This is a genomic window from Phaeobacter sp. CC-HEC084, from assembly GCF_059429255.1.
Genome location: NZ_JCAIJQ010000002.1, coordinates 1,756,318 through 1,769,218, shown reverse-complemented (window position 1 = coordinate 1,769,218; position 12,901 = coordinate 1,756,318). Strand labels below are relative to the sequence as shown.

The 12,901-nt window shown below is 61.8% G+C and carries 7 protein-coding genes and 1 pseudogene; 5 read left to right on the top strand and 3 right to left on the bottom strand.

Going from position 1 to position 12,901, the window contains the following annotated elements:
- Positions 1 to 105 precede the first annotated feature (105 nt).
- Positions 106 to 549 (top strand): annotated as a pseudogene (locus AC5SSZ_RS08650) (IS5 family transposase); the annotation flags it as partial.
- Between the two features lie 30 nt (positions 550 to 579).
- On the opposite strand, the gene AC5SSZ_RS08645 reads toward AC5SSZ_RS08650, so the two are convergent.
- Entirely contained in the window at positions 580 to 1,176 is a 597-nt protein-coding gene (locus tag AC5SSZ_RS08645; RefSeq protein WP_370570376.1) for a TetR/AcrR family transcriptional regulator, read from the bottom strand.
- Positions 1,177 to 1,272: 96 nt separating this feature from the next.
- On the opposite strand from AC5SSZ_RS08645, the gene AC5SSZ_RS08640 reads away from it, so the two are divergent.
- Genes AC5SSZ_RS08640 through AC5SSZ_RS08630 form a run of 3 tightly spaced genes read left to right on the top strand, consistent with a single transcriptional unit; the run spans position 1,273 to position 6,162 of the window.
- Entirely contained in the window at positions 1,273 to 1,770 is a 498-nt protein-coding gene (locus AC5SSZ_RS08640; protein WP_370570375.1) for a cytochrome b, read from the top strand.
- 4 nt (positions 1,771 to 1,774) lie between these two features.
- Entirely contained in the window at positions 1,775 to 3,073 is a 1,299-nt protein-coding gene (locus AC5SSZ_RS08635; RefSeq protein ID WP_370570374.1) for an efflux RND transporter periplasmic adaptor subunit, read from the top strand.
- Complete coding sequence (locus AC5SSZ_RS08630) at positions 3,070 to 6,162, top strand: efflux RND transporter permease subunit (RefSeq protein WP_495437878.1); 3,093 nt, start codon at positions 3,070 to 3,072, stop codon at positions 6,160 to 6,162. Before AC5SSZ_RS08635 ends, AC5SSZ_RS08630 begins: the two co-directional genes overlap by 4 nt.
- 71 nt (positions 6,163 to 6,233) lie before the next feature.
- Here the strand turns inward: AC5SSZ_RS08630 and AC5SSZ_RS08625 are convergent, their stop codons facing one another.
- On the bottom strand, positions 6,234 to 8,174 hold the full coding sequence (locus AC5SSZ_RS08625; protein WP_370570372.1) for a relaxase/mobilization nuclease domain-containing protein: 1,941 nt from the start codon (positions 8,172 to 8,174) through the stop codon (positions 6,234 to 6,236).
- The gene (locus AC5SSZ_RS08620; protein ID WP_370570371.1) at positions 8,174 to 8,512 is read right to left on the bottom strand and encodes a hypothetical protein; all 339 of its coding nucleotides are present in this window, start codon (positions 8,510 to 8,512) and stop codon (positions 8,174 to 8,176) included. The genes AC5SSZ_RS08625 and AC5SSZ_RS08620 overlap by 1 nt, the downstream gene beginning before the upstream one ends.
- A 1,433-nt stretch (positions 8,513 to 9,945) precedes the next feature.
- Between AC5SSZ_RS08620 and AC5SSZ_RS08615 the strand changes: the two genes are divergently transcribed.
- Complete coding sequence (locus tag AC5SSZ_RS08615) at positions 9,946 to 12,900, top strand: DEAD/DEAH box helicase (RefSeq protein ID WP_495437875.1); 2,955 nt, start codon at positions 9,946 to 9,948, stop codon at positions 12,898 to 12,900.
- Position 12,901: the final 1 nt, after the last annotated feature.

The window sequence follows — 12,901 nt, the reverse complement described above, 5'->3', positions numbered from 1 at the left end:
TTATAGTCTGGTAGATGGTCGCCGTGACGCTTCAGAAGCTTGGACCATTTACGTCATCCTGCGGTTCCGCGGGTTAGGGTCAGGATGCACTGATTTCGGTCGCTCAGCATGGCCGCGAAAAAAAGGGGGCGCGGTCGCCTGATCGGACGACCTAAAGGCGGCATGAATACCAAACTTCACGCCATCTGCGACAGTCAGTGATGACCGATCGACCTGTTCGTCACCGCGGGGCAGGTGAGCTACTATATCGGCGCACGGGCCCTGCTCAGCGGCTTGCCAAGCGTCAAATCGTTGCTTGGGGATCGCGGGTTTGACGCCGACTGGTTCCGAGAAGCATTGCAGGACAAGGGCATACGCGCCTGCATCCCCGGTCGAAAGCAGCGGAAGACGCCTGTCAAATACGATAAGCGACGCTATAAGCGGCGGAACCGGAATGAGATCATGTTTGGCAGGATCTAGGATTGGAGGCGCGCCGCGACCCACTATGAGCGATGTCCAAAGGTGTTCCTCTCATCGATCGTTCTCGCGGCCGTCGTAATCTATTGGTTGTGGAACCTGACCCTAGGTATCGAGATCGCCCTACGTCTGTCGAAATACTCCCATTTGCACCTCATAAAGACGCATCCCCTCAGGAACGAGCGCAAAGCCCCGGGCGCCGAGCGTCCAGCGGATGGCGACACCCTGCACCAGAGACGTCAGCAGGATGGCGACATCCTCCGGGCTGACGTCGCGCTTCAGATTGCCCGCAGCCTGAAGATCACGGATCACGGCAACAAGGCGGCCCTGAAAAGCGCCCAGAAGCCCCCGGAACACGTCGCGCAGGGCTTGATTGTCCACCTGCAACTCGCGCGAGAACAGGATCGACGGCAGGGCAGGCGTTTCAGCAATGGCCGTCAGTTGCGCACCGACCAGCGCTTTCAGGCGCGCCTGCGGCCCGGTGGCCCCCGCCTCGGCCGCAGCCCAGCAACTCTGCAACCGGTCAGCGATATCGTCGGCCACCGCCAGCCAGAGCGCACCCTTGGTGGGGAAATGCCTGAAGATCGCAGGCTGACTGAGGCCGATTGCACGCGCGACATCTGTGGTGCTCAGCCGGTCGGGTCCGATCTCATCGGCCAGTCGCAGAACCTCGGCCACGATTTGCGCCTTTCTCTCTTCAGCACTTTGACGACCCGACATGCGTCACCCCTTGTTAGTTATAACTCACTAACATATACTGTTGACAACCGCAACCTCTATCCCGAGTCGCGCACCCTGACCGAAAGGATCCTCGCCATGCCCGCCAAAACCGCCCCCACCGGCTATTCCCGCCTTCAGATCACGCTGCATTGGCTCGTCTTCGCACTGATCGCGCAGCAATACCTTTTCAAGGACGCGATGTCGGCCGCATGGGACCGCATCACCGATGGGCTGGAGGCTGGGTTCGACCCGCTCGTGCTGGCCCATGTTGCGGGCGGCGCGCTGGTGATGATCTTCGCGCTGTGGCGGCTGACCCTGCGCGCCCGGCGTGGGGTGCCCCCGGCGATCGAGGCCAGCAAGGTGCAAGGCATTTTCGCGAAGCTTACCCATGTCGGCCTGTACACGCTGATGATCCTGATGCCACTCAGCGGGTCTGTCGCGTGGTTCGGCGGGGTCGAGGCCGCGGCGCAGGGGCACAATGTGTTGAAGATTGTCCTGCTGACGCTGATTGCGCTGCATGTGATTGGCGCGCTCTACCACCAGTTCATCCTGCGCGACGGCACGCTGGCGCGGATGCGCCGGGCGCAGGGCTGAACCCATGCGCCTCGTCCCGCTCCTGGCGCTGCCACCCATCGCGCTCGGCATCGCCGCGGCGGTCTGGATGATCGCCTCCGCCCCCGGACCCGCGCAGGTCGAGGGCGGCGCATCCGCGCTGCCTGTCCGGGTCATGACGGTTGCGGCGGAAGACATCCGTCCGTCCGCCACTGCCTGGGGAAACCTGCGCGCAGCCGAGACCTGGGTCGCCGTGGCCGAGGTGCAGGGCGAGGTGATCTGGAGCCATCCCGACCTGGAGCCAGGTCGCCTGATCCCGGCGGGAATCGAGGTGCTGCAGATCGACCCGACCGATTACGAACTGGCGCTGGCGCAGTCGCAGGCCGATCTTGCTGCACTCGCTGCCGAAAGCGCGCAACTGACCGCCGAGGCGGCCAATACGGGCCGCATCCTCGATCTGGAACGCGCGCGATTGGCGTTGGCCGAGGCCGATCTGACGCGCACGCGGACCTTGGCCGAACAGGGCACCGTCCCACAATCGCGCGCCGACGAGGCCGAGCGCGCGACCCTTCTGGCCCGCCGCACGGTGGCGGAACTGGAGAACACGCTCGCCCTGATCCCGTCTCGCCAAGCGCGGATCGCGGCGCAGGTCGCACGCAGCGAGGCCGCCATAGACCGGGCGCGCCGCTCGCTCGACCGCACGACCCTGACGACGCCGTTCGACCTGCGGGTGACCGAGGTGAATGCTGAGCTGTTTCAGACCGTCGCCCCAGGTCAGGTGGTGATCCGTGCTGACGGGATCGCGGCGGCCGAGGTCGTGGCGCATTTGCCGGTAGACAGCTTTCGACGGCTATTGGGAGATACACCGGAGGGCATCACCCTTGGCGACATGATGCGCGACATGCCCGCCACGCAGATCGAGGTGACGCTCAGCCCTATGGCGGACCCGAGGCAGATCTGGAGCGCCCGTGTTGTCGGGATCGAGGGCGTGCTGGATGCCCGTGCGCGCACCGTGCCGGTCGTGGTCAGGGTTGACGACCCCTATGAGGGCGCGGATCCGCCCCGCCGCCTGCCGCTGGTGCCCAACATGCAGGTACAGCTTCCCTTTTCGGGCGCTTCCATGACAGGCCTCATCCCTATCCCCGAGGCGGCGTTGCATGGCGACATGGTGCGTATCCTTGGCCCCGATGACTTGCTGGAATTGCGCCCCGTCACCGCCGCCTTTGCGCAGGATGGCCGCGTCGTTATCGCCGCTGGCCTGTCGCCGGGCGACCGCGTGGTGATCGACGACATCGCGCCGGCCATTCCCGGCATGGCCCTGACCCCGGTCGAGGTCCAGCCGTGATACGCTGGTTCACCGGCCACCCGACGGCGGGCAACCTGCTGCTTCTGTTGTTCCTTGCAGCGGGCATCTTTGCCGCGCCGGGCCTGTTGCGCGAAACCTTCCCCGATTTCCGCGCCGTCGAGGCCGAGGTCACCGTGCCCTACCGGGGCGCTGCTGCCGAGGATGTGGAGGCCGCGATCTGCGCGCCGCTCTGGGACGGCGTGCAGGGTGTCGAGGGGCTGGAAACCTTTTCCTGCACCGCGCAGAGCGGCCGCGCCCGCGCCGTGGCAACCATGGCGCCCGGTAACGATGCGCTGCGCTTCGTCAATTCGCTGCGCACCGAGGTGTCGGCCATCGACACCTTCCCTAACCGTGCCGATCCCGCGGTGGTACGCGAACTGCACCGCTCCGATCCGGTCACATCGGTCGCCATCTCGGGCGATCTGCCGCTGGGCGAACTTGACCTTTATGCTGACGGCCTGTCGGACCGACTGACCGCCTTGGCCGGTGTCGCCCGCGTAACGCGCGGGGGGCTCGGAACCCGAACAATCTCCATCACCTCTTCGAACGCCCTGCTCGACAGCCACGGCTTGACACCTGCCTCACTGGCAGCCGCCATCGCCGCACAGAACATCGACCTGCCCGCCGGTACGCTCGAAGGGCCGGGCGCGGACCTGACCTTGCGCTTCACCGCCGAACGCGACACGGCCACGGCGCTAGCCACGATTCCGGTTCTGGTCTTGCCGAATGGCGCGACATTGACGCTTGGGGACGTGGCGGTGATCGAGGAACGCTTCGAGCCGCCGCAGGACCGCGCCTTTGTCGACGGCGCGCCAGCCATATTGATCGACGTGGCCAAGTCGCTCAATGCCGATGCGCTGCGCGTGCTTGACGGGGTCGCCGCGCTGGTGGCCGAGGAGAGCGAACGCCTGCCGGACACGATCACCGTCGAGGGGGTTCAGGACGTGACATCCATCATCCGCGACCGGCTGGTGATGCTCGTTCAGAACGGGGTGATCGGGCTTGTGCTGGTCGTCGCGGTCATGAGCCTCTTCTTCCAACCCGGGTTCGCGATATGGGCCGCGATGGGCCTGCCCGTGGCCTTTGCGGGAGCCTTTGTTTGGATGGGGCTGACCGGGCTGAGCCTGAACATGATGACGCTCGTGGCCCTGCTGATGGCGATCGGGATCGTGATGGACGATTCCATCGTGATCGCGGATTCCATCGCAGTGCATGCCGCCAAGAGCGCAACGGTCGAAACCGTCGCGGCGGGCGTGGCAGCCGTGGCGCCCGGCGTGATCTCATCCTTCCTGACAACGCTAGCGGTGTTCCTGCCTTTAGCCTTCCTTTCGGGGGAACTAGGCGCGGTGCTCGAGGTCCTTCCGATCGTCTTGCTGGCCGCGCTCGCCGCGTCGCTGATCGAGGCCTTTTTCATCCTGCCGCATCACCTGAAAGGCGGAATGAAGGACATCGCCGCGTCCCGTTTTCGCATCCGGTTCGACGCGGGTTTCGATGCTCTTCGTGAGCGTGGCGTGGGCCGCATGGCTGATGCCGCGATCAAGGCGCGCTGGCTTGTTGTCGGGCTGGCCATCGGGGCCTTGATCCTGACCGTTGGTGCCTTGGGCGGCGGTGTCGTGAAGCGCGAGGCGATGCCCGAGATCGATGGCGACGTGCTGGAGGCCCGACTGATGCTGCCCGCAGGCACACCGCTTGTGCGCACGACCGAGGCCGTCGCTCAGGTTGAGGCGGCGCTAAACCGCGTGAACGCGCGCTTGACGCCGGAGCAGCCGCAGGCGCAACCATTGGTGATCCGCCGCATCACGCGGCTCGGGAGAAACCTTTCGGCTGGCGAAAGCGGTGCCCATGTCGCCACCGTTGCCATCGATTTGCTTGGGGCCGAGATACGCGCCAGCACGCTTGATGAAATCGTCACGCTCTGGCGCGAAGAAATCGGCATTCTGCCCGGTGTTTCTTCGCTGATCCTGACCGAGCCGGGGATCGGCCCGCAAGGCATCGCGGTAGAATTGCGCCTGACCCACCCCGACCTTTCCACGTTGGAGGCGGCGGGGCGCGCCACGCTGGCGGAACTCGAATCGTATGCCGGTGTGCGTAACGCGATCCTCGACCTGCGCACCGGCGCACCGGAGTTGCGGTTGAGCCTGTCGCAAGGCGCCGAAGCTCTCGGGCTGACCGCCACGGACGTGGCCGGCCAGATCCGCGCCGCCTTTCTCGGCACGCAGCTTGCGGAAATCCGGCGCGGCGATCTGGCCTGGGATCTGGAGATACGGCTGACGGCCAGCGACCGCGCTGTCCGCGATGACCTGAATACTTTCGAAATCGCCCTGCCGGGTGGCGGCACCGTGCCGTTATCCAGCGTTACTACGATTACCGAGGCACGCGGCTGGGGTAGCATCTCGCGCCGAAACGGATCGCGGACACTGACCGTTTCAGCCGATGTCGAGGGCCAGATCGGCAATGCCGACGCGATCACGGCCCGGCTGGCTGAGGGTTTCCTTCCTGACCTTGTCACCGCCACTCCCGGCCTCAACTTTGATATTGGCGGACAAGCAGCGAATTCGGCGGAAACCGTTGCCTCGATCCTACGCGGTTTCCTGATTGGGCTGGTGGGCATCTACCTGGTGCTCAGCTTCCAGTTCCGCAGCTATGTTGAACCGCTGATCGTAATGATCACCATCCCGCTCGCGTTTCTCGGGGTGATCTGGGGTCATGTCCTGATGGGCTACAACATCTCCATGCCGTCGCTGGTGGGCGCGGCCTCGCTTGCCGGAATCGTGGTCAACAATGCGATCCTGCTGGTTGGCGTCATAAACGCCCGCCGCGTCGATGGATTGTCGGCCGCGATGGCTGCGGGAGAGGCTGTGCGGTCGCGGTTCCGCCCGATCTTCGTCTCGGTCTCGACCACCATCATGGGCATGGCACCTCTGCTTCTGGAATCCTCGACCCAAGCACAGACCCTCAAGCCGCTTGTGATTTCGGTCGTGTTTGGGCTGTTGGCAGCGACGGTTCTCATTCTGTTGGTGTTGCCGGCATTCTATGCAGCGCTCGAGGACATTCGACCAAGGAAACAGTGCAAAACGGATGCCCGCTGAATGTCATGGTTTTTTTGCTCGAGGTGCGGCTCCTCGAACGATACGTGAATTGCAATCCAGTTGTTCCATGCTCAGAAGCCAGGTTCCTGATCGTCGGAGGGGGTGTTCTTGTTGGCTAGAATTCCTTCGTTATTCGTTTCGTCCCCTGATAAGCTTTCTGGGGCGCATTGCCCCGATTTTTGTGCGATGGTCGATGCAATCCGGGACAACTCTCTGGCTATCGTGATAGTTCCATCGGGCAGCACACAGGTCATGTCGGGGCATGTCGTGATCACATCGGTCAAGATGGACGTCAGCTTCAGGTCCTGTGCTTGCAAGCGCTCCTGCGCGCGTAAGCCGAGTACAAGAACTCGCGGCTGATTTTTTCCCAACAGCGCGAAGCCGTCCGTTATTTGAAGAACGGGTCCCTTGATGTGCACCCCTTCGATCGCCCCATGAAAAAGTTCCACCAACTCACTGACGGGATCGAGATTGAGCCCCAGACACATCAACTGAACCCGAGGCCTTTTCTTCTTCGAGTGATGTCCCTTTGATTGAGCAGTTCCACAGAGCGTCATCGCCGGTGTCAACGGTAGATTAGGATCAAGAATGTTCTCCAGCACATCATGGCGTTCAAAATCCGACGCAAAAGCTGATGTGAAAAGGCGCGCGTCTTTCGAAAGCGAATCACCTGCCTCACGCAGGGTCACGCTGCCCGGCATCACGTCAACCGCGCTCTTATCCCTGAACTTCAACCGCATACTTCGGGCAAAAATATCGAGGCTATGTCTGAACCCCGGAGTGACCCGACCCGCGATTTTCAACACGCGCGCAACCCAGCCGAGTAGCGTTAATCCACCTCGCTGTTGAGTACTGTGTCCAGGCGATCCAGTATTTCGGCCATGGTGTCGGATTTTTCCTTGATCATCAGCACCGCCTCTTTGACGTCCGCCACCTCGGCCTCGATCGCTTCCTGCCTGGTTTTCATGTCCGCGATCATCTTGATCAGACGAACCGCTGCCGTCCCGCCCGGGCCTGAGCCGTCCGGGTCCTCCAGCAGGTCTAAGAGGGGATGCAAGATCAGCACGTCCCCCCTGATCATTTTCAACCTGGCGGTTAATTTTTCCATCTCGTCCGGGATCTGGTGCACCGTTTTTTCGGTCTTCGGCGGCATCGGGCGGGTTTCCTCTCAAAGAATGTCTGTGGTCTGATTTTTCATGTTCGGCGTGGTCTAGGGCCCTAAGAATTTCAGGCGTTCTCAAGAGGATAGCCATGTCTAAGTTGAGCCGCGATCGCGTGAGCTGTGCTGCCCAGTCGATCCTTTTCTTCAGGTTTACGGGAAAGAAGGCGTCACCCAACGCGCTCGGTCGAAGCCGGCGCGTTGGACTCACGCAGACGAGGCTCGGGTGGCCATACGAGTTGATGTCTTCACTTATCTGATAAGGGCTCGCCAGGGCTGACAGCGCATCGTTCAAGGCGTCCAGGTTTTCCGGCCATTTCGAAAGGCCCGCATTGAGGTCATCCGCCAAACGGCGATATTCGGTGTCCCGGTTCAGCCGTCTCAAGGGGACACTGCCGTAAAGACGAGGTGGTGCGGCCGGTGAGAAATAGTCAGGTATCGGCAAGCCCAGACGCTCGGCCAGCAGCTGGTGAGTTTCCGCTGTATGCGCTTTTGACCGGATCGGCCTGATTTCCCGAAACTCGAAGGTCTCGCGTGCCGCAAAACAGTGGACGTGGTCACCGGGGGTGTCGGTATGGCGCGCCATGACCCAAGGGGTCAGTTCAACGGGAAACTGGTGGCGTTTCATCACGAAGCGCATCGAGGCCAGCCACGTCTCTCGATCAAGCCAAACCCCCTCCGGCGCTGACAGCGTGATATGAACAAAACCGCAAGCACCGAACTGTTCGAAATGATCGCGCAACTTTGATGCGGACCGCGCGATCACGGTCCCGCCGAGTACCTCACTGCCTTTCCGCAGATCATATCGCGCCAGTTCGACGGCCGAGTGATGCGATGTGAAATGCGGACGCATTACCTTTTTTTCCTCAATTCCGCGATCAGCCTGTCGCACAGACCTTCCCAGGTCCGAACCATGACCTTCACTTGATCAGGGGAGATCGGTGAGTTTTCTGCGTGCGCTGCCGCGCGGATGTCATGCAGGACTTCCGCAGCTTCGCCCATTTGAGCGGCCACCATACTGATGCCATGCGTTCCATATTGACGAAGCGCGTGAGCCGCGAGGGCGTTCACACTGCGAAATCCATGTTGATGCGCTTTGCGCTCCATCCCGGGGAATTCTTCGTCATGGACTCGAAATTTTATTTCGCGTTTTCCGCCGCGCCCGCTGAGTGGTGTCAGTTCGATCGTCACCCTTACCGTTCCCGTCTATTACGTGCTGAGACGCCGTGTCAAAACCATCAACCATGGGCTTCTCTCGTCATTGTCTAGTATATGTCGAAGGTGCTCCGATCCGAAGTCGAAGGGACCGTAATTAGGGGGTTTATCCCCATAAAAAAACCTGGATGCGGTTCTGCACGGATGGTCGTTCATAGAGAGTTTGGGCCCAAACCCTATAGGTTCTCGTATGCGCGCACGCGCGTACGAGCAAAAGGGACCGCCCCACCAGGAAGCATGGTCTCCCGACTTGACCCTTCGATTTTTCATGGGTTCCGGCGATCTTCGTAGAAGAAACGGAGAACGCGATGACCACTGGCAGTACCGAAACATCTCTTCCGGGCTCCCTGACACAGGAGGGTCGACAGGAGGATTGTAACCTGTTCGCCGACATCAAGGCTGCCGACTGGCTCGGCGAGCGGGTCGGGAGGCATATGAACGACGTGGATCTCAAGCAAGAGTCGAGTGGGTCGGGCTTGCTCGATGATATCCGGGCCATGGATGTCGTAAACATGATGCTGGCAGAGGCAGACGAGCCCCTTGATCGGATGGCTGATCCGATATCCCTGAAGTGGGTGAAGAGCGTCGGATGGGTCCGGTCCGAAATACCCGTGGTCGTGCCAGGGAAAACCATAAGGTTCGCGCCTCCCACTGAACAGCCGAGGACCCTATCAGATCGGGCATGCCTGAGCGTGGGGCCGTTCGCTGTATCCACCAAAGTCTATGCGCGATGGATGCGTCCACAAGGTCGGGGGCCGCCAGTCTGTAAGGCGCACCGGTCGTATCGGGTCACCCTTAAATTTCTGAACTACATCACGCGTCAGTTGCGGACCACCCGGCGCGCTCAGGGGAAGCTTGTTCAAGTCGGTGCGGATTTGACGCCGCATGGCATGTTGCGGTCAGGCCGGCTATCGTCCGTATGGCGGAAGGGTCACCATCCACAATCGACCGGAACGACATGCCGAAGTCCCGGCAGAACGCAGCCGCCGAGAGCCCGTTCCGCGCGGCGAGCCGCGCTGTGTAGGACGTCGCGTGTCTCATGCCACAGGAGCGGAACGGTCAGTGGTAGCATCTGTGACATCAGGGTCGTTCCGGTTTAACCTTTTCTCGGGGGGGGTCCCGCGCTTTGCTGTTGAGCCGTACGCTAAAGACCGGTTCGGTGCTTGCACGCCGTTGCGAACCGCGCCGTGAGCTTTTCAGCATTGCGAAGGCTCTTCAACGATGATCGCAGCGTAAGAACCTAATCGTCTTGAGTTATTGAGGAAAATCCCTTTGAATGGAACAACCTTTCGGTGTTTGAACACTTTCCGGGTCGATATTGCTCCGGAAACGAAGGCCCGCTCGGGTTGAGGTCTTATCATCGAAAAGAATTACAAGGCACAGCCTATCGAAAATTATCAGGAACGAGAATGATCTCAGCATACCCCACCCCCGGCGCCGTCATCAGTTTACGCTCGGCAACGTGGAAGGTTCTGAGCACCTCGATCCTCAAGCGCGGCTTCAGAGAGGTTCACTGTCGAGGCCTCAACGGTCTGGTGCGCGACAAGGAAGCCCGGTTCGTCTGGGATCTGGAAAAGGGCGCTCGGGTCGTCGACCCGTCGGCGGTGCGACTGGTTCCTGACGCTTCCTCCGGGCTCATCGACACGAAACTCCATCTCGAGGCCGCGTTCCGGAACACCCCGACCACCACGCGGACGCCCCTGACCCTCGGCCGGGCCGCGATCGACGATCTGCCGTTTCAACACCTGCCGGTAGAGCGGGCTCTCGCGCAGGACCGGGTTCGGCTGCTGATCGCGGACGACGTCGGTCTCGGGAAAACCCTTGAAGCGGGCCTGATCACCTCGGAGCTGGCGCTACGGGGCCGGGCGGATCGGATCCTCGTCGTCACGACCCGCGCGATGTTGACCCAGTTCCAGAAGGAATTCTGGACCCGGTTCTCGATCCCACTTTCCCGGCTCGACAGCGCCGCGATCCGTCGGATGCGGAACAAGATCCCCGCCCACTATAACGTGTTCGATCAGTTCGACCGGTCCATCGTGTCGATCGACACGCTGAAACGGGACGCCCAGATCCGGGATGCGATCAAGCATTCGTACTGGGACCTGATCATCATCGACGAAGCGCATAACGCGGCAGCCCGGAAGAACACGGCCGGCACGATCGCACAGAGGGCCGAGCTGGCGCAGCTTCTTTCCCGGCGGACCGACTCGCTTCTCCTGTTGACCGCGACCCCGCACGACGGGTCGCAGGAGAGTTTCGCGAGCCTCATCGAAATGCTGGATCCTACGCGCGTTCCAGACCCGACCCGGCTACAACGATCGGATATCGAAGATCTGGTTATCAGGCGGTTCCGGTCCGACAAAAACGTGGCGGCTGACATCGGACAACAGGTTCCGAAACGAGAACTGATCCGCAGAAACTTCCCGCTTAGCCCCGAAGAGGAAATCGCCTATCAGTCGATTGCCGAGCTGCACCTGGATCTCGATGAACAATCGACCCGGGGCCGCGCCATCGATCTGTTCCGGACCACGCTGGCGAAGGCGATCTTCTCAAGCCCGGCGGCCTGCCTTGAAACGCTCGAGCGGCGCATCCGCGGGATCGAGAACGAAACCGCCCGGGGCACCGAAGAAGACCGACTTCGGCTCCGAGACCTCGCAGATCAGGTGGCGGCGATCGATACAGAGGCCTTCCGCAAGTATCAGGACCTTCTCAAAATGTTGCGGGATCTTCGCTGGACTGGAAAGGATCCACGAGACCGGATTGTCATCTTTTCGGAACGTATCGCCACCGTGTCCTGGCTCGCAGAGCGGCTTCAGGCGGATCTGAACCTGTCTGATGGTCAGGTGGCGCGCGTGGATGGGGGCAGCGTCGAAGCGGATGTCCGGACCCAGGAGGTGATCGACGCCTTCGGGCAGGAAAAGTCCCCTATCCGGATACTGATCGCCTCCGACATGGCGTCCGAGGGTCTCAACCTGCACTTCCAGTGCCACCGCCTCATCCATTTCGACCTGCCTTGGTCACTCCTTCGGTTCCAGCAGCGTAACGGTCGGATCGATCGTTATGGTCAGGACCGCCCGCCGCTAATCACCTATTTCGTGGGCGAGAGCACACATCCTAAGGTGCGTCAGATGTGGGTCCTGGAAAAGCTCGTCGAAAAAGATGAAGCGGCGCAGTCTGGGGTTGGAGACCCGGCCGTTTTCCTCGGGAAAGGCGACGCTGACGAGGAAGAGGCTGTCGTCGCGGAAGCGGTGTCAGCCGGGATCGGCGCAGATGCATTCGACGCCCAGATGAATGCCCGCGCGGACGAGGCGAAGACTCAGATGTCCCTCGATGACGAGTTTGCGGCCCTCTTTGGGGACTACGCAGCCCCAGCCGAGACAAAGGCGGCCGGTGACATCGCCACCGAAGGCGCGCCGCCGCGGCTCTTCCCGGATACATTCAGCTATGCGGCCGCGATGATCGGCCGGTTGTCTCGCGGCGAAGAGCGGGCCTTCCCGTCTACGCCCGACATCTCCCTGGGGGATCGGACGATCCGGATCGCGATCCCGGATGACATGCGCGCCCGGGATGGTTTCGGCTACGCGAGTGAGGGCGCGGTCGATGGACGTTTCATGCCCGAAGAGGCTGTCGGCGCAGGAGACCGGGTCGAGTTGACCGATCAGGCGCAGGTGATCAACCGGGCGATTGATCATGCGAAGATGCAGGAGCGGTCCTGGCCGACCGTGCAGTACCTCTGGGATGGTCACCCGATCCTCGAATGGTTCGCGGACCGGGCCAGCACCTTCTTTCCGGAGCATTCTGCTCCTGTCGCGCCGCTGAGTGGCCTCTCCAAGGGAGAGGTCGCGGTCGTGATGCATGGTGCGATCCCGAATGCAAACGGTGCACCGGTTGTCGATCGGTGGGCTGTCGTGGCCCAGGGGTCGGACGGGGATGTCCATATCGAAGAAGTGCCGGACTTTATTGTCCGGGTCCGTCTCGCACAGGATACCCCTGGTCGTCCGGTGGAGGATCTGGACCCTGCGCAGGCTGCGATCAAAATCGCTGTGGACCGATTCCAAACCCATCTGCGCGGGCTCGGAAAAGAACGCGCAGCCCTGATCCAGCAGGATCTTGACGCGGTCCTGACCCGGCTTGGGGAGCTGGAAGGCCGGTTCCAGGCCCAGCTGACCCTCGATCTCGGGGAGGCAGCGGAGTCGGCCGAGGGCCTCAGCGCCCTTGAAAAGAGGCGGCTGACGATCCGGCGCGCGAAAGAGAAGAAGATCGAGGACCTGTTCAAGGACTGGACAGAGTGGTTTGAGCGGACCCGCCAGATGGTGGATGACCCCAACCCCTATGTCGATGTCAAAGCGGTATTTGTGGGGTGAG